Below are 17,309 nucleotides of genomic sequence, written 5' to 3' on the forward strand. Positions count from 1 at the left end.
TTACGATCTGGTAGCGGGATGGGATAGCCAGGAGATTCCGGCGGGCTCATAACCCGCAGATCGGTAGTTCAAATCTACCTCCCGCTATGTTTTGGCGCGAACAAGTTCGTGAGCGTCACCCATAGCACAGTGGTAGTTTGAACCAGGGAGCAGTTCTGCTGCGACCGTGGTTCAAATCTACCTCCCGCTACTTTTCATGGATTCAAACGCGAGCGAGGAGTGAAACGACGAGTGAGTGCTGAATCCGTGAAAAGACGACGAGTGGATTTGAAGTAGACCACGAGCGGCCGAAGGGAGCGACGTGGGCATAGTTCAAATCTACCTCCCGCTATGTTTTGGCGCGAACAACTTCGTGAGCGCCACCCATAGCACAGTGGTGATTTGAACGAGAGAAGACGCGCGCAGCAGAGCGAGCACGTCTTCGCGTCGTTCAAATCTACCCACACTGCTTCCATCCACTGTCAAACATCGAACGACGCGTCCAAAATCGGTACACTGGGACCGTAACTAAAACCGGTCCAACGTTGGCAACCGTTTATGTGCAATCGCTCCCTCTACTATTTCGATGGCTACCGATCTCGTTATCGACCACCATATCTCCGCTACCGAGGGCGACTGCCACACGTCGTGGAGCCGGGACCACGACCCGGTTCGGACGGTCGAACCCGGCGACGTCGTGCGCTTTGACTGCTTAGACGCGACGGGAGGTCAGTTGGATCCGGACGCGACGGTCGCAGACGTCGCCACAGTGGATACGGACCGGGTCCACACGCTGACCGGGCCGGTCGCGGTGGCAGGCGCCAGCCCGGGTGACGTACTCGAGGTGGAGATCCTCGATATCGAACACCGTGGGTGGGGATACACGCTCGTCCTCCCCGGCGCGGCTGAGTTGGGGCTGCTAGCCGACGAGTTCCCGGAGCCGGCGCTGCACATCTGGGACGTCGAAGACGGCGCCGCTCAGTTCGTCGACGGGATCGAGGTGCCGGCAGCCCCGTTTCCCGGAACCGTCGGCGTCGCGCCGGAGGCGACTGGCGAGTTCGACACGCTTCCACCCCGGGCTACCGGCGGCAACCTGGACATCAAACACCTCACGGTGGGGTCGACTGTGTCCCTGCCCGTCGCGGTCGAGGGAGCGCTGTTTAGCACCGGCGACGGGCACATCACACAGGGAGACGGCGAAGTCTGTGGAACAGCGATCGAGGCGCCGATGTCGATCACGTGTCGGATCGACGTGCGCTCGGACCGCTCGATCGACCAGCCGCAGTTCGAGACCGAAGGGCCGTTCACGCCGACCGGTCGCGACGAACCGATGTTCGCGACCACCGGCGTCGACGATGACGTGCGTGAGGCGGCTCGGCGAGCTGTGCGGGAGATGATCGACCATCTCCAGACCGAACGCGGGCTGTCGCGCGAGGAGGCGTACATCCTCTGCTCGGCGGCCGTCGACCTGAAGATCAACCAGCTCGCCAACGTGCCGAACTGGACGGTCTCCGCGTATCTTCCACGGGAGATCTTCCCGGCGGAGTGAGTCCCTCACTGTGACGAAAAGCGGCGACGCGTCGGCTGCCGGGTCCAGACGGGCAACGGATGCCGGCGGCAGATACCCCGACGAGTCACCTACCATGACCAATCAGCCAGCGAACGACGACAGCACACGAGATGGCGAGCCAGTGCCGCCGGGACCGCTGGCTCGTCGTATCTTCGAGCGAAGCCCGACCAGCATCGCCGTAGTCGATTCGACGGGGACGATCGTGTTCGTGAACGAGCGGGCGACGGAAACGTTCGGCCGGTCTCGGGAGTCGCTTACCGGCCGGCCCTATGATTCGCTCGAGTGGAACCTTTACGACGACAGTGCACCCGCAGCCACTGACGAGCATCCCATTGCCCGCGTCTTCGCGACGAACGAACCCGAGTTCGGCTTCGAACAGTGGCTCACGCACCCGGACGGCTCCGAACGGTGGGTGACGAGCAACGCCGCCCCGCTGGGGACAGAGAGCGGCGAGGCGGCGTACGTCGTCGTCACCTTCGAAGACGTGACCAGAGTGAAACGGCGAGAGGAGCGGCTCCTCAGCGACCACATGCGTCGTCTCGAGTTTCGGACCGACGAGTCCGCAGTGCCGCCGTCGCTTCGCGTCACCGGTGGCGAGCGGCGACTCGACGTCGAGTCGGTGGTCTCGCTTCCCGACGGCGCGACCATCCAGTATATGGGCACCAGCGATCTGTCGGCGAGCGAGTTCGTCACCGCGATCGAAGAGGTCCCCCACTTCGTCGACGTGCGGTTGCTCAGCACGGCCGAGGGGTACAGCCGCATCGAAGCACGCGCGGAAGACGCCACGGTTGCAGAGGTGTTTCAGTCACTCGGCGGGCGTCCGCGCGGGATGGTCGTCAGCCGCGACGAGGTCCGGTTTTTTGGGGAACTTCCCGGCGACGCCGACCACCGCGCTGCAGCCGAGTGGATCGAGGAGTTTCACTCCGGCGTCGAACTCGTTTCCGAAGAGCTCGTCTACTCGCCGCACCTGCTGTACGACGTCGTCGCCGACGCGCTCACAGATCGCCAGCTGGCCGTACTGGATGCTGCCTACTTCAGCGGCTACTTCGACACGCCCAGAACCAGCACCGGCGACGAGCTCGCCGCCCGCTTTGACGTGACCAGACAGACGTTCAACCAGCATCTTCGGAAGGCCCAGCGGACAGTGCTTCGGTACCTCTTCGAAGAGTCCAGCGTCGGAAGCACTGACTAGTCAGCGTCCACCCTTACTGTAGCGCAGCTACTGCTACGAGGTATGAGTGACGAGACAACCTACCCCGATACAGGCGGCTCCTGGACCTCCGGCTCCGGCCTCCGTGACGACAGTATCGCTCTTGATGACGAGCAGCCAAAGGGGTGTCCGCAAGCAACGTTCGGTCCGGACGACGATCCGATCGTGACTATCGTCGATCTCGTGGCCACCGTCACAGATCAAGATGTGACCAGCATGCCGCCCCTGTTCGAGCAGGTCGACCCCGAAGCGCTCGGAACCCTCGTGGACTCGTCCCGACCACAGGGACCGCCGGTCACGATCACCTTCTCCTATCAGCGCTGTCGAATTACGGTTTCGAGTGCTGGTGACGTCGTCGTCGATCCGAGTCCGCAGTAATCGCTCGGGATACCGCCACGATTGCGGCCGTCGAATTCGCGTTCGCAACCTACTCGTTCTCTCCCGCATCGGCGCCACGCCCAGGGATCCTCCCCGGCAGCTCGTCGTCGTACCGTATGCAGGCGATCTCGTGTCCGTCGTCGAGCGCTGTCGACGTCGGACGGTGGGTCACACACGGACTGGCGAACGTCGCCTCGAGGTGTGACAGCGCTGGCTCGATGCCCGACTCGGACAGTCTCTCGATCGTCGCCGAAAGGGCCGACTCGGCTCGCGGGTCGGCGAGCGGTCGCGGGAGCGAAAACGCCGACCGAACCCGCCGGTCGAGTGTATCGACCGCAGGCGCGTCGATCCCATCAGCTGCGGACGTATCGGCCTCGTTAGCCGTGGACGTATCGATCCCGTCACCCACGAACGGGTCGATCTCGCTAGCCGAAACGACTGCCTCAATGCCCTCGGCACCGTCGAGCTGCCGCCACAGGGCGAGCAACGATTGCCAGGTGTCGGCGGAAATGTCGTACTCCGCCGGCGCGACAGCACGTGGACAGCGAGTGTGAAACCGACAGCCAGACGGCGGATCGACCGGCGACGGGACCGTTCCAGAAAGCCGGATCCGCTCGCCGTCCCAGCGCGGATCCGGTTCGGGAATCGCCGAGAGTAACGCCTCAGTGTACGGATGATGGGGCGCCGCGAAGACGTCTTCCGTCCGCCCCTGCTCGACGATCTCGCCGAGATACATCACCGCGATCCGATCTGCGACGTGCTCGACGACACGCAGATCGTGGGCGATGACGACGTAGGAGAGCCCGTGGGAGGCCTGTAGATCCGCGAGCAAGTTTACGATCTGGGCCTGCGTGGAGACGTCGAGTCCGCTGACGGGTTCGTCACAGACGATCACCGACGGCTCGACCGCGAGCGCGCGGGCGATCCCGATCCGGCGACGCTGGCCGCCGGAGAACTCGTGGGGATACCGGGCGGCGTGGTCCGGATCGAGCCCGACCGTCTCAAGGAGATCGCGGACGCGGTCAGTTCGGGCGGTACCGTCTGCGATGTCGTGAATCTCGAGCGGTTCACCGACGATTTCACCGACGGTGAGCCGCGGATTCAGACTCGCCGATGGGTCCTGAAAGACGTACTGAAGCTCCGTCCGAAGATCGCGAAGACGGGAGTTCGAAACGGCGGTCAGATCGACCGTGTGATCTACCGACTCCGGATGGGACCCGTCTCTGGGCCGGTAGGCGACGGTCCCCGCGGTCGGCTCGACGAGACGAAGCAGCGCCCGGCCGAGCGTCGTCTTGCCACTGCCCGACTCGCCGACGATGCCGAGGGTCTCGCCGGGATAGAGTTCGAGGTCGACTCCCTCGAGCGCCCGGACCGGGACAGAACGGCCGAGCAGGGAGTCGAGAACCCCCTGGTTGGATTCGTAGTGTTTGGTCAGCCCCTCGGCGCTGAGGATCGGCTCCGCGTCGGTCGGGCGGTCGTCAGTCATCGTCTCCCTCCTCGCGGCGTGTCGGCGGATTTCGGCCGGTCTCCGCCGCCGGCTCCCGAACCCTGACCGTGTAGTCGAGTCCGTCGTCGAGCTCGCCGGCGTACTCGAGACACGCTGCGGCCCGACGGGCGCCCGGTGGCGCCTCAGCGCCGGTCTCGGGATCGAGCAGCGGTGGCTCGCGCTCGGTGCAGGCTGGCTCGGCGTACGGACACCGCGGATGGAATCGACAGCCCGTGGGCAGGTCGGCGGGCGCTGGCATCGTTCCGGGGATCGTCCGGAGTCGGTCGGTCGCGTCGCCGAGGCGAGGAGTCGAACTCAACAGTCCGACCGTGTAGGGGTGTTTCGGGTTGTAAAAGAGGTCCTCGACCGGGGCGGTCTCGACGGCCGTTCCCGCGTACATGACTACCACGCGCTCACAGAGCTGTGCGACGACGCTTACGTCGTGCGTGATGAGCTGAACGGCGGTGTTCGACTCGGCTGCGATCTCCGCAAGCAGATCGAGGATCTGGGCCTGAACCGTCACGTCGAGCCCCGTCGTGGGCTCGTCACAGACCAGTAGCTCCGGATCACAGGCGAGGGCCATCGCGATCATCGCCCGCTGGAGCATCCCGCCGGAGAACTGGTGGGGGTACTGCTCGAAGCGCGTTTCGGCTTCGGCGATCCCGACCCGCCGGAGGAGCGAGATCGTTCGGTCGCGAGCCGCCGTCTCGTCGTACGCGAGGTGGTGTCTGATCCCCTCGGCGATCTGTTCGCCGACCGTGTAGGAAGGGTTGAACGCGGCCGCCGGCTCCTGAAAGACCATCCCGATTCGGTTGCCACGGACGTCACGGAGGTCGCGCTCGGAGCGCTCGAGAAGGTTCTCGCCGTCGAGACGGATCTCTCCGCCCTCGATCTGACCGGGGCACTCGACGAGATCGAGCAGCGCACGCGCGGCGACGCTCTTGCCAGCACCGCTCTCGCCGACGATACCGACCGTCTCGCCGCGCTCGATGCTATAGGAGAAGTCATCGACCGCGCGCACTGGGCCCTCCGCCGCGGGAAACGAAACCGAGAGCCCCTCGACCTCGAGCAGGGCCATCAGCCGCCACCTCCACGACGACTCTCATCCGGAACCCGCGCGTCCAGGGCGTCCGAAATCCCGTCCCCGACCAGATTCGTCGCCAGCACGAACAGGAAGATCGCTGCGCCGGGGAAGACCGTCGCCCACCACGGGATCGCGCCGCCCCCGCCGATGAGGGTCTCCCGAGTGTCGTCGAGCATCGTCCCCCACTCCGGCGTTCCGGGCTCCATCCCGATTCCGAGGAAGCCGAGCGCGGCGACGCCGATGACGACGGTCCCGATCGAGAGCGAGGCCTGGACGAGCAGCGGTGCGACGGCGTTCGGCACTACGTGTCGAACGATGACCGTGCGGTCGCGCGCGCCGATCGCTCGCGCGGCGAGGACGTACTCGTTCTCTTTGACCGCCAGGACCTCGCCGCGGATCAGTCGGGCGTACGTCGCCCACCCCACGAGGGAGAAGGCGGCGACCAGCTGCCAGTAGCCACCGCCGAGCATCGCCACGAGCAACAGTGCCAGAACGAGCGAGGGGAACGCGAAGATCACGTCGACGACGCGCATCATGATCTCGTCGAGCCAGCCGCCGTAGTAGCCCGCGATGCTGCCGTAGATCATCCCGACGCTCGCGGTCAGCGCGACGACGACGACGCCGATCGAGATGCTGTAGCGCCCGCCGTAGATGACCCGCGAGAAGACGTCGCGGCCGGAGCCGTCGGTTCCCATCGGATGGGCGAGCGAGGGCGGATCGTACCGCCCGACGTCGGTGTACCCCTCTTGCAGATAGAGGATCGCCGTCGGATCGTGTGGCGCGATCGAGAACGGCTGAACGGGCACACCGAAGAGCACGATCGGTCGCGCGAAGATCGCCAGCAGGGACATCCCGACGACGACGATCAGCCCGAACATCGCGCTGCGATTGCGGCAAAATCGCCGAAGTGCGCGTCGGCGTCGGCTCGTGGAGCCTCCCCGTGTCGCGCTCGCAGCGGGTTCCCGGTGTTCGGACAGTGGCTCGCGTCGCTCGACCCGGCGTGGATCGAAGCCGACGATCTCGAGGCGGCCGCGACGGGTCGCGGTCGACTGGTGACCGCTCCTCGATTGGGCTCGCTCACTGGCCGTCGGGCGGGAATCGCTGGTCGGTCGATCAGGTCCGTTCGTCATCGCTCACCTTCGGTTCGCGTCTCGGCTGAGGAGTTGCACTCGGGACATATGATTGTGGGCGTCTCGGATACGGGGACGGGTGTCGGCCAGACACAGCTATAGATCGGGGTCACTCGTGGCGGATCCGCGGATCGAGAACCGCGTAGACGATGTCCGCGAGCAGATTCGCCAGGACGATGGCGACGCCGGTAAACAGCGTGATCGCCATGATGAGATTGATCTCTCGAGCGTGGATCGCCTCGACGAACTCCCGGCCAAGTCCCGGCCAGTTGAACACGTACTCGACGACGACCGCGCCAGAGACGATACTCGCCGTCAGAAACGCAGCGACCGTAACCACGGAGACGAGGGCGTTCCGGAGCGCGTGCTTGCAGACGACCGTCCGCTCCGGGAGGCCTCGCGCTCTGGCAGCGGTCACGTACTCCTCGTTCAGCTCCTCGGCGAGCGACGAGCGGACGATTCGCATCAAGATCGCCGCCGAGGCCGTCCCGATCGTGAGCCCCGGCAGGAGGAGGTGCCAGAGCATCTCGGGGTGGTACAGCGGTTGACGGGGCGCGAGCACGCTCCAGAGGTCGAGCCAGAGCGCGAAGACGAGGATTAACACCAGCCCAAGCCAGAAGTTCGGCACCGAGATGCCAGAGAGCGCAACGAGTCGGCTGACGTGATCGCCGAGTTCGTTGCGGTGGACTGCCGCGTAGATGCCGGTCGGAATCGCAATGATGAGCCCGAACGCCCAGCCGAAGAGGCCGAGGGCGACTGTCTCGGGGAGGCGCGCGATCACGACCGCACTCACGTCGCGGTTCGTTCCGACGACCTGCCCGAAATCGCCGGTCAGGACGGTTCCCATCCAGGTTAGATACTGCTCCCAGACGGGACCGTCGAGCCCGTACCGGGAGCGCAGCGCGGCCTCGTCGGCGGCGGTGATGTCGGGGTTAAGTCCGACCAGTCGAGTGACGGGATCGCCCGGCGTGAGAAAGACCAGGGCGAACGTGATCAGAGAGACGCCGACGAGCGTGGGGACGGCCGTGAGCAGACGCCACAGGAGGAATCGGCGAAGGCTCATCGTGACGGTTGCGTTCGTGATCGTCCGAGCGGTGCGTACGTGCGGTCGGTCATGGTCGGCTGGGTGGGACGTGACGAGCGATCGCGGTCAGTCCTCACCGTCGAGATACGTGAGCTGTCGGTCCATCGGTGCGTAGAGACCGTAGCGCAGCATCGATTCCGGGAACGGGTAGGCGTTGAACCCCCGAACGTCGTCGGCGACGACGGCCGACTCGACGCTGAGTTCGAGGTAGGAGTTTGCGTTGTGCTCCTGGACCAATCGCCAGATCTCGTCGTAGCGCTCGGCGCGGAGGTCGTCGTCGTTTGCGACGTCCGTTCCGTACTGTGCGGCCTCCATCGCCTCGGTGAGTTCGTCGATATCGACGTTCTGGTAGTTACAACACTCGGTGAACTGCTCGGGATGGTGGGTCGACTCGACGAAGCTGTGGGGGTTGAACGTCCCCGAGAGCCAGATGACTGGCAACCGACCCCGTTCGTGGTACTCGGGGTCCATCACCCGGGGTAAGAACGTTCCCCACTCGTAGGTGACGATGGACGTCTCGAAGAGCCCCGACTGGTCCATCGCCTCGGCGATCAGTTCGACCATCCGAACCCGGTCTTCGGTCTCGGAGTTCGTCTCTATGGTCACGTCGATCGGCGTAGAGACGCCAGCCTCGGAGAGCAACTCCTCGGCGCGGTCGGGGTCGTACTCGTTGTACTCGCGTAGCTCCTCGATCAAGGCGTCGTAGTCGGCCGACCCCTGCTCGGCGGCCATCTCCGGCAGCGGCGCCCACGACTCCATCGCCCAGCCCGAGAAGATGTTCTCGACGATCTGTTCGCGCGGGACGAGGTGATTGACGGCCCGACGCACCCGCGCATCGTCCCAGGGAGCGACCGTCACCGGGAACTGGAGGAACGTAAAGCCGCCAGCCGGTGTGGCGGTGACGCGGTAGTCGGCAGACTGCTGAAAGTCCGTTCGCGCGTCGGCAGTGAGTCCGTAGGCGACGTCGACGTCGTCGTCTTGCAGCGCCGCAGAACGCGTCGCGTCGTCCGGGACGATCGACATGTCGATCTCGTCGATTACGGGACCGTCCGGCCAGTCGGCCGGGCCGTCCCACCACTCCGTCTGTTCTATGTCGAACCAGTAGTCCTCGTTGCGGGTGAGGACGACGTAGTTCTCGTCTTCGAACTCCGCGAGCTCGTACGGTCCCGTTCCAACCGGCGTGACGCCCTCTCGGGGGTCAAGTCCGCCCGGATCGAGATCGACCTGCTCGTCGGGAAAGACGTACACCGGGAGGTCGCGCTCGGCGCCGGCGTCCGGGATCTGTGCGTAGAGGTCGACCGTGTACTCGTCGACCGCCTCGGCGTAGAGGAACTGGTCGAACACCTGTCCGGCCATATGCGACCCCTCGTAGCGCTCGTAGGACCGGACGACGTGTTCGGCGGTTAGCTCCTCGCCGTTGGTGAACTCGACTCCCTCGTGGAGGTCGTAGCGAAACTGCATCCCGTAGACGCCGTCGGCGACGGCGTCGCCGGTTTGGTCGACCGTCAGGTACCGCCCCTCGTCGGCCGACGAGTCCGTCTCTGGGTGTGTGACGACCACCTGAGCGTCGGTCTCGGGAACGCCGTTCTCGCCGTGGGAGATGTCGACCATGTACTCGTCGTAGGCCGCCCGATCGATATCCTGTGTGTCTCGGAGTTCGTAGCTCTCGGCGAGCCAGGGATAGAGATTGCCCTCGGCGTCGGTCGCGGTCAGGCTCTCCCAGATGAGATTCTGGACGATCACCGAGGCCGTGTCGACGCCGTAGGGCGGATCGAACGAGGAGACGATCTCGTTTAGCGCGACGCGCAGGGTCCCCCCGCGCCGAATGTCGTCGACCTCGACTGTCGCTCGTTCGAACGCGGCGCCGAGGTTGGCGACGTCGCCACTATCCCCCCAGCTGAGACAGCCTGCGGCGCCCACCACGCCTGTGGCTGCCATCCCACGTAACACGTCCCGCCGGTCGAGGGCGGGCCCCGACCGGTCCTGTTCCCACACCATGGTCTCCGATTGTGAGTCGAGCACATATAGGTTATTGGACGCTCCGCGCGCCATCGCAGAATCGCCATCGAAAAGATCCAGTCGAATTACTGACGGTTCAGGGGAAACGGGATCGAAATCGGTACCGGAAGTGACGGCTGAGATGCGGCGGCTCCGCTAGCGCTAATCGTCGCCGGTTTCGTCGACGATGACGACCTCGCCGTCGACGACGTCGACGTTGATCAGTGTCTTCACGTCGTAGTCGGCGTCTGCCACGGCGTTCTCGCCGCCGACCTTCTTGATGACGGCGACGGTGTCGACGACGTCGGCGCCGATCGAATCGAGGGCCTCGAGCACCGAGGCCAGCGTGCCGCCGGTCGAGAGCACGTCGTCGAGCACGAGGACGCGCTCGCCCTCGTGGACGTCGTTGATGTACATCTCGTTCTCGGAGTAGCCCGTCTCCTGGGAGATGGCAACCTCGCCCTCGAGGCCGTACTCGCGCTTTCGGATGACCGTCAGCGGGATGTCGGTCATCAGCGAGACGGCAGTCGAGATGTGGATGCCCATCGCCGCGGGCGTGACGATCTTGTCGACATCCTCGAGTCGCGCCTTGCGGATGATCCGGATGACGATCTCGCGCAGCAGCGTCGGGTCGAGCTCCGGGACGCCGTCGCTGATCGGGTGGACGAAGTAGTGGTAGTCGTTCTTCTCGATAATCGGGGCCTCGAGCAGCGACCGCTGAAGCTGATCCATGTCGTGGGTGGGTCGGTGTCCGAGTAAAAGTTGACGATCCAGTTGCTCACCGGAGCGGTCGATCAGTGAACAGAGCGTGCGGACGGTTCGGTCACTCCACGGTCGCATTCACGACGACCGCGACGGAGTCGGCGATCTCGCCGGCCAGCCCCGCCTTTGATCCCTCGAACCGAGCGACGTCTTCGCCGTGGACGAGCAGCGCCCGGGTCCGATCTGCGCCCATCACCGAGGCGTCGTTGGCGACGACGAACGCGAGTCCCGCGCGATCGATTAGCTGCCCCGCAGCCTCGATCATGGCACGCTCGTCGCCGCTCGCCTCGGTCTTGAAGCCGACGATGGGGAGGTCCGCGTCTCGGTCGCGAACCGCATCGATCAGCTTCGACGTCGGCTCCAACTCGAGCGTTCGCGGCTCCCCGGAGCGCAACTTCTCCGGGCTCGGGTCGGTGGTGTAGTCGCCGATCGCGGCCGCCGAGACGAACGCGTCGGCGTCCGCGCAGGCCCCAAGCGTTACCTCGCGCATCTCCGCTGCGCTCTCGACCTGCCGAACGTCGACCATCTCACCGGGGAGGCCCGGCTCCGCCGCGTCAGCCAACGATTGCGCTCCAACGAGGCCGTGGACGAGCGTGACGTCGGCGCCCCGAACCGCACAGGCCGTCGCGACCGCCCGCCCCATCTTCCCCGACGAACGGTTCGAAAGCACCCGAACCGGGTCGATCGCCTCGGCGGTCGCCCCTGCGGTGACGACGACATGTTGGCCCGCGAGCGGGCGATCCCCGGCCGCGCGGGCCGTCGCGGCGACGATCGCCTCCTCGGACGCGATCTTCGCTTTCCCCTCCTCGATCCGCGGCTCGACGAACTCCACTCCCCACCCCTCGACGGTTCCGATCGCGGAGAGCACGCCGGGGTGGTCGTACATCGGCTCGTGCATCGCGGGCGCGATGACGACCGGCGTGTCGGCGCCGAGCGCGGTCGTCGCACACGTCGTCACCGTCGTGTCGTCGACCGCGCCGGCGATCTTCCCGACCGTGTTCGCCGTCGCCGGCGCGATCAGGAGCACGTCGGCCCAGCCATCGTACCCGCAGAGCTCGACGTGTTCGACGCTACCGGTGATCTCCGTGACGACGTCGTTGTCGGTGGCGAACTCGACCGCCCAGGGGTGGACGATTCCCTGTGCGCTGCCCGTCATCACGCCTCGAACCGACGCGCCGCGCCGTCGCAGCTCGTGGGCCAGTTCGACCGTCTTGACGGCCGCGATCGACCCCGTCACCCCGAGTGCGACGTTGACTCCCTCGAGCATTCGGCTGCTAGTCTCTCTCGAAGTGTGTTAAGGGTAGCGAGGATCGACGCCGGTCGCTATCGACGCACAGCTCGTTACCCGTTACGCACGTCGTCGTGGTGTCCGAGCGTGCCCAGCCTGACCCGCGAGTCTTCGCTCGATCCGTCCACGTCCGCGTCGATCGCGTACAGCGTCTCCCCACCACCAATGTAGACCGTTCCATCGACCACGGTCGGTGACGAGTAGGCGATCCGTTCCAGTTCGGTGAACGCCCACTCCTCCTCGCCGGTTTCGGCGTCCACCGCGTACAGCGTCTCCCACGAACCGACGTAGACGGTTCCGTTCGCGACCGTCGGTGAGGAGTCGACCGCTTCCGACGGTTCGGTGAACGCCCACTCCTCCTCGCCGGTTTCGGCGTCCACCGCGTACAGCGTCTCGTCGCCGGCGCCGACGTAGACCGTGCCGTCCGCGACCGTCGGCGACGAGTAGATCGGGTCGGGCGACTCGTCGAACGTCCACCCCTCATCTCCCGTTGTCGCGTCTACCGCGTGCAGGGCTCCATCGTCCGATCCGACGTAGACGAGGCCGTCTGCGACCGTCGGAGACGACTGCGTAATCCCCCCCGGAACGGTGTATGCCCACTCCTCTTCGCCACTGTCCGCATTCACCGCGTACAACGTCCCATCTACCGATCCAACGTAGACGAGGCCGTCGACAACCGTCGACGCCGACTGATTGATCGACTCGGGGTCGGTGAACGCCCACTCTTGGTCGCCAGTTTCGGCGTCCATCGCGTACAGCGTCCCATCTATCGATCCGGCGTAGACGGTACCGTTCGCGACTGTCGGCGACGAGCGAACCTCTTCCGTCGGTTCCGTGAACGCCCACTCTCGCTCGCCAGTCTCCGCGTCCACCGCGTACAGCGTCTCGTCCCACGAGCCGATGTAGACCGTGCCGTCTGCGACCGCAGGCGACGTGCTGACTCGCCACGTCGGCTCGTCGAACGCCCACTCCTGCTCGCCAGTCTCTGCGTCCACCGCGTACATCGCCCAAGCGTGGTCGAACCCCATGTAAACGGTTCCATCCACAACCGTCGGTGAGGCTGATTCCAGCACATCGCTGTTGGACCTGCTGAACTCCCACTCCAGTCGCTCGGGCGGTGTCTCGTCGAACGGGAGACTCCCGCATCCAGCGATCGACGCGCAGCCGATACTCGCGGCGACCTGGAGAACGCGGCGTCGGCTCACTTCACCTGTGTCGTTTTCGTTCATCTGGGGGTGGCTCCTTCGTGAATGGAATGTCTATTCAAAAAAACCTTTTTGCTTGTCTGACAGTTTCCGCGCTTCGTCGGCACGTGTCGAGCAACCCGCCCCCTCTCATCGCCGGTACCCTCCTCGATTCGCGCTGCCTTGCTTCGATCGGCGTGTCCCGGGCTCGTGGCGTGTACTCACGCTCGTGGCGCGACCGTGGTGCGGCCGACGGGTTCGCGTGCTGACCACCATTTCGGCTGCTTTCAAGAAACCGCATCGCCTTCGTCACTGCGGAACGATCCGCTTTTGCCCCGCTTCCGACAGCGGATTCGACACCTCGCTCGTGACGTACTCGTGGCGCTTACCGCGAAGCCGCATGGCGGTCAGCGCCTTGTGGGTCGCGGGCTCCGCGAACAGGGCGCGCTCGTCGCGCCGGATGCGGTCCGCCGGCGCCAGCCCATCCGCACGGAGCGTCTCGAACGCCCGCTCGCACTCGGTACGGACGAGCGCCCAGCAGTCGCGCTCGTCGACCGGAAGCGCCGTCGCGATCGTCGCAATCAGTTCCGCGAGGTGGTTCTGGAAGAGCGCGTAGTACAGCTTCCGGTAGCAGTCCGCCTCGCCGTCCGCGTCGAGATCCGAGTCCGGGTACGGATCGATCGAGAGCCCATGCTCAGTAAGCCGGCCCTGATGGACCCGGATTCCGCCGAGATCACGGACCAGGGCCGCGATCGGCTGCGCGCGCTCGGGGTCGAAGACGACGAGGCTGTTCTGGAGGTGGCTCTCGAGGGCGACGCCGTAGACACACAGCAGGCGCAGTTGCGCCGGAACGACGATGGAGAGGTACTCCTCGAGAAATGCGAGCGCAGCCTCCTCGGTGCTCGATACGCCCTGCACCTCCCCGTACCGATCGATCAACTCGGCGACGAGGGGGCGCCCAGTCGACGGCGCGTCGGCGACAAGTGCCGAGGCGACCACCAGAGCCGCGCCCTCCGGGACGAGCGGGTGCGCAGCGGGATTGGTCCGGAGCAGCCCGGAGAGGTGGCGGGCGTCGTCGAACGCCTCGCCCTCGGGGTGGGGACCGCCCGGCGGGTGGTAGCAGGTCGCCACCGGCTCCGAGAGCAGTCCGAACGCTTCGAAGGACTCCCGTCGCTCGATCTCCCGGACGACGTCGGTCACCTGCGGCCCGTTCGTCACGGCGTGGGGCGACAGCGTCCGGACGACGTTCGTCGTCTGGACCGGGATCGCGAGCTTGAGATGCGGGAGGGGCGCGTCGGGAGTGCGATCGGTCTGGTAGGGAACCACCGTCCGGAGGTTGAGCTGCGGCGTCGCCGGGTGGGCGTAGTCGGGAATCGGTACGACCCGGCCCTCGGCGCGCTGACGGGCGTAGCGCGCCGGAATCGTCCGGTAGTACTGCAGCGGGTGGACGGGGACGACCGCGTACTCGTCGACTGCCCGCCCCGTCGGAATCGCGCGCTCAGCCGCCGACTCGAGCCCCGCGAACGCGTCGTACAGCCGGTCGGTCAGGCGGTCCCCGTCGGCTGCCGGCGCAGATTGCGTTCCGTCGCCCGCCAGCTCAGATTGACTCCTATCGCCCGATCGCGCGTGCGATTTCCCGCCGGCCGTAGCCGTCTCGAGGGCAATCTCCCGGTCGACGGCGACGAACCGGAGATCGATCCGCTCTGCGAACTCCGGGGCGTAGGCCAGCCCTTCGGCGGCGCTCATGCCCTGTCGAATCTTCCCCGCCGGGTGGAACGGGTGGCCGCCGGTGACGATGCGCTCGAACGCGCTGGCGGGATCGGCGGCCGGGACGCCGGCCGCGATGGCGTCGAAGGGAGACGCGGCCGTCTCTGCTCCCAGTGCCTCGATTCCCCCCGCCTGCACGCGTTCTGCCAGCCGCGCCAGCGCCAGATTGGCGGCACTCTCGGCCACCTCGGTCCGGATCCGCTCGGCTTGCTCGGCGTCCCCGAACGCGCCCTCGTGGGCGAGCAGCGGGACGAAGTCAACCGGGTGGGTCAGTCGGTTGTCCGCGTTCGAACGAGCCGCCGATTCGATCCCAGCCCGGTCCGCAGACCAGCGCCGAATCGGGCCGGCGAACCGAAACCGGTCGTAGCCGTGTCTCGCTGCGACCGCGGCGACCACGACGCTCTCGGAGGCGGGAAACGGGAGGAGTGCGAGCCGCCGACACCGATCCGACAGCGGCTCGGCGAGGCTGCGCAGTTGGTCCCCGTCGAGCGCGCCGAGCGGCGCCGGCTCGTTCGGCACGGTGTCGGCGTCCGGGTCGAGAAATCGGGGCTCCGCTATTCCTGCCGGACGCCCGCGAAGCACTCCTCGGACGAACCGGCGGAGAATCTCGCGGCGGGCCTTCGGGAGCGCCGCGAGATACGCCGTCTCAGCGGGCGTTTCCAACCCGTGGGTCCGTGCGTACCGGGTCGCGGCACCGAGAGCCTCTCGCTCGGCGTCCGTCCGGAGGCGCGGCTCGCGTCCACCTCGGTCACGTTCGCTCATCATCGCCGTCGCCTCATCGGTCGAATTCTCACCACGAGCCGTGATAACTGCACAGGGAGTGCCTCGAACTGCGTGCCGGCGTCTGCGTCGACGTCGGCGGCGCAGTGACTGGCCCCGGATCGCCCGCGCTCAGTCTCGTTCGACACTGGGATGCATCGTCGGCTCCTCGTCGAGCGGCTCGGCGAACGCCTCGAGAATCGTCTCGCGCGCCTGCTCGTCGCGCTTCCGGCGCTCCTCGTCGTCGATCTCCTCGCAGCCGGGGGGCACCTCGCGGCCGCGACCCGTGAAGTAGCCCTCAGGGGCGACCCAGTCGTGGTAAAAGTTCACGTCCGAGTCGTGGGTCACCGCGAGGCCGACCTTCGAGCCGTGGCCGGCAGCGATGATCGCCTGGTGTGGCTCTCCTGCGATTCGGCCCGCCGCGTAGACGCCGTCGACGGCCGTGCGCCCGCCCTCGTCGACGCTGACGAAGTGCTTGCTCCCACGCTGGATACGTCCGACGTCGAGGGGGACGAGGTACTCGCTGTCCGACCAGGAGGCGGCGATCACCCGGCGCGCCTCGATCGGCTCCCCGCCCTCGGTCTCTACGACGAATCCAGCCTCGAGGTCGTTCTCGTCGACGAGTTCGGCGCTCGTAACGCGTCCGAGTTCGAACGTCGCGCCCGCGTTCTGGGCCTGCTCACGGGTCAGTTGCAGGTACCGGCGCGCGTCGACGCCGTCCGGAAAGCCGGGGTAGTTTTCGAGGCTCGCGTTGCGCGCGAGGATGGATTCGCCCCCGTCGATGACGAGGGTATCGAGACCCGCGCGGGCGGTGAAGATCGAGGCGGCGAGGCCGGAAACGCCCCCGCCGACGATGCAGACGTCTCGCATGCCTCTCCGTTGCCGACGGCGGGTATAGAAGGTTCCCACTCGCGCAAAACGACCGGCGCGTCCGTTGCGATGGTAATTCTTACGTTCTATCCGGTCGTAGCCGGATCGTGGACAGAATTCTCCTCAGCACCGTCGCCTACCGATCACCCGAGGAGGTCTTTCCGTACGTGCGATCGTTCGGCGACTATCCCCGGTACACGGAGCACCTGACAGACGTCCAGGTCAGCGGCGACGGCGGCGTCGGCTCGGTCTACGATCTTCGCCTCGCGTGGTGGAAGCTCTCCTACACGGCCCGATCGGAGGTCGTCGACGTCTCGGCACCGAACTCGCTCGCGTGGCGCCTGCTGAACGACCTCGACGCACGCGGCGAGTGGCGTGTGGAAGAAGAACCCGGCGCCGCCCCGCCCGACGAGGAGACGGCGAGCCGGATCTACTTCGAGGCGACGTACGATCCCCACTCGGCCGACGAGGGTGCGATCTCGCTGCCGCGGTTCGTCTCGCTGGACTGGGTGATTGGGAAGGTCGAGCCTCGCTTGCTGTCGGAGGCAGAAGAGGTCGTCGAGCGCCTCGTCGCCGACGTCGAGGGCGAGGCTCGCGAGGTCGAACTCACCGTTCACGAACTTCCCTGACGCCGCCTTCTGGCCGCACCCGGGTTCGAACCGTCCGAAACCGGCACCCTCGTGCGACGGTTCGCGCCATTCGGATGCGATAGAAACGGATTTGCCGCTCGGTCTGATAGCCGAGTTTATGGTGGAGTTCG

Annotated in this window: 14 protein-coding genes and 1 tRNA gene; 5 read left to right on the forward strand and 10 right to left on the reverse strand. The window is 66.2% G+C overall.

Features of this window, described 5'->3' with window-relative positions:
- The first annotated feature begins 12 nt into the window (after nucleotides 1-12).
- The 4 genes from OB905_12510 to OB905_12525 all read left to right on the forward strand — a co-directional run bounded on the left by OB905_12510 (nucleotide 13) and on the right by OB905_12525 (nucleotide 3,137).
- Nucleotides 13-87: transfer RNA gene (locus OB905_12510), tRNA-Met, on the forward strand.
- Between the two features lie 478 nt (nucleotides 88-565).
- Complete coding sequence (locus OB905_12515) at nucleotides 566-1,528, forward strand: acetamidase/formamidase family protein (GenBank protein MCU4926792.1); 963 nt, start codon at nucleotides 566-568, stop codon at nucleotides 1,526-1,528.
- 94 nt (nucleotides 1,529-1,622) lie between these two features.
- Nucleotides 1,623-2,741, forward strand: a complete 1,119-nt coding sequence (locus tag OB905_12520; GenBank protein ID MCU4926793.1) for a helix-turn-helix domain-containing protein — start codon at nucleotides 1,623-1,625, stop codon at nucleotides 2,739-2,741.
- 42 nt (nucleotides 2,742-2,783) lie between these two features.
- Entirely contained in the window at nucleotides 2,784-3,137 is a 354-nt protein-coding gene (locus OB905_12525) for a hypothetical protein (protein ID MCU4926794.1), read from the forward strand.
- 49 nt (nucleotides 3,138-3,186) lie between these two features.
- Here OB905_12525 and OB905_12530 read toward each other — a convergent pair whose 3' ends face one another.
- From OB905_12530 to OB905_12575, 10 genes are all read right to left on the reverse strand, one after another.
- Entirely contained in the window at nucleotides 3,187-4,623 is a 1,437-nt protein-coding gene (locus OB905_12530) for an ATP-binding cassette domain-containing protein (GenBank protein MCU4926795.1), read from the reverse strand.
- Nucleotides 4,616-5,701, reverse strand: coding sequence for an ABC transporter ATP-binding protein (locus OB905_12535; GenBank protein ID MCU4926796.1), 1,086 nt, complete (start codon nucleotides 5,699-5,701; stop codon nucleotides 4,616-4,618). The genes OB905_12530 and OB905_12535 overlap by 8 nt, the downstream gene beginning before the upstream one ends.
- The gene (locus OB905_12540) at nucleotides 5,701-6,726 is read right to left on the reverse strand and encodes an ABC transporter permease (GenBank protein ID MCU4926797.1); all 1,026 of its coding nucleotides are present in this window, start codon (nucleotides 6,724-6,726) and stop codon (nucleotides 5,701-5,703) included. The genes OB905_12535 and OB905_12540 overlap by 1 nt, the downstream gene beginning before the upstream one ends.
- 220 nt (nucleotides 6,727-6,946) lie before the next feature.
- Nucleotides 6,947-7,900: an ABC transporter permease gene (locus tag OB905_12545; GenBank protein ID MCU4926798.1), complete on the reverse strand. Its 954-nt coding sequence runs from the start codon at nucleotides 7,898-7,900 to the stop codon at nucleotides 6,947-6,949.
- An 87-nt stretch (nucleotides 7,901-7,987) separates the two neighbouring features.
- A complete protein-coding gene (locus OB905_12550; GenBank protein MCU4926799.1) occupies nucleotides 7,988-9,919 on the reverse strand; it encodes an ABC transporter substrate-binding protein in 1,932 nt (643 codons plus the stop codon).
- A gap of 162 nt (nucleotides 9,920-10,081) precedes the next feature.
- Nucleotides 10,082-10,651, reverse strand: a complete 570-nt coding sequence (gene hpt / locus OB905_12555; protein MCU4926800.1) for a hypoxanthine/guanine phosphoribosyltransferase — start codon at nucleotides 10,649-10,651, stop codon at nucleotides 10,082-10,084.
- 91 nt (nucleotides 10,652-10,742) lie between these two features.
- On the reverse strand, nucleotides 10,743-11,948 hold the full coding sequence (gene coaBC, locus OB905_12560) for a bifunctional phosphopantothenoylcysteine decarboxylase/phosphopantothenate--cysteine ligase CoaBC (GenBank protein MCU4926801.1): 1,206 nt from the start codon (nucleotides 11,946-11,948) through the stop codon (nucleotides 10,743-10,745).
- Between the two features lie 74 nt (nucleotides 11,949-12,022).
- A complete protein-coding gene (locus OB905_12565) occupies nucleotides 12,023-13,198 on the reverse strand; it encodes a PQQ-binding-like beta-propeller repeat protein (GenBank protein MCU4926802.1) in 1,176 nt (391 codons plus the stop codon).
- A gap of 264 nt (nucleotides 13,199-13,462) precedes the next feature.
- A complete protein-coding gene (locus tag OB905_12570; GenBank protein ID MCU4926803.1) occupies nucleotides 13,463-15,682 on the reverse strand; it encodes an IucA/IucC family siderophore biosynthesis protein in 2,220 nt (739 codons plus the stop codon).
- 129 nt (nucleotides 15,683-15,811) lie between these two features.
- A complete protein-coding gene (locus tag OB905_12575; GenBank protein ID MCU4926804.1) occupies nucleotides 15,812-16,549 on the reverse strand; it encodes an NAD(P)/FAD-dependent oxidoreductase in 738 nt (245 codons plus the stop codon).
- 107 nt (nucleotides 16,550-16,656) lie between these two features.
- Here OB905_12575 and OB905_12580 point away from each other — a divergent pair, with 107 nt between their 5' ends.
- A complete protein-coding gene (locus OB905_12580) occupies nucleotides 16,657-17,178 on the forward strand; it encodes an SRPBCC family protein (protein ID MCU4926805.1) in 522 nt (173 codons plus the stop codon).
- The last annotated feature ends 131 nt before the right edge of the window (nucleotides 17,179-17,309 follow it).

The organism is Halobacteria archaeon AArc-dxtr1, assembly GCA_025517425.1.
Lineage (GTDB): Archaea > Halobacteriota > Halobacteria > Halobacteriales > Natrialbaceae > Halostagnicola.

Bases quoted from the DNA above. Each gene is read 5' to 3' on its own strand.
- OB905_12545 (MCU4926798.1), bottom strand. From the start codon at position 7,900: ATGAGCCTTCGCCGATTCCTCCTGTGGCGTCTGCTCACGGCCGTCCCC.
- OB905_12550 (MCU4926799.1), bottom strand. From the start codon at position 9,919: ATGGTGTGGGAACAGGACCGGTCGGGGCCCGCCCTCGACCGGCGGGAC.
- OB905_12570 (MCU4926803.1), bottom strand. From the start codon at position 15,682: ATGAGCGAACGTGACCGAGGTGGACGCGAGCCGCGCCTCCGGACGGAC.
- OB905_12565 (MCU4926802.1), bottom strand. From the start codon at position 13,198: ATGAACGAAAACGACACAGGTGAAGTGAGCCGACGCCGCGTTCTCCAG.
- OB905_12575 (MCU4926804.1), bottom strand. From the start codon at position 16,549: ATGCGAGACGTCTGCATCGTCGGCGGGGGCGTTTCCGGCCTCGCCGCC.
- hpt (MCU4926800.1), bottom strand. From the start codon at position 10,651: ATGGATCAGCTTCAGCGGTCGCTGCTCGAGGCCCCGATTATCGAGAAG.
- OB905_12525 (MCU4926794.1), top strand. From the start codon at position 2,784: ATGAGTGACGAGACAACCTACCCCGATACAGGCGGCTCCTGGACCTCC.
- OB905_12515 (MCU4926792.1), top strand. From the start codon at position 566: ATGGCTACCGATCTCGTTATCGACCACCATATCTCCGCTACCGAGGGC.
- OB905_12520 (MCU4926793.1), top strand. From the start codon at position 1,623: ATGACCAATCAGCCAGCGAACGACGACAGCACACGAGATGGCGAGCCA.
- OB905_12530 (MCU4926795.1), bottom strand. From the start codon at position 4,623: ATGACTGACGACCGCCCGACCGACGCGGAGCCGATCCTCAGCGCCGAG.
- coaBC (MCU4926801.1), bottom strand. From the start codon at position 11,948: ATGCTCGAGGGAGTCAACGTCGCACTCGGGGTGACGGGGTCGATCGCG.
- OB905_12535 (MCU4926796.1), bottom strand. From the start codon at position 5,701: ATGGCCCTGCTCGAGGTCGAGGGGCTCTCGGTTTCGTTTCCCGCGGCG.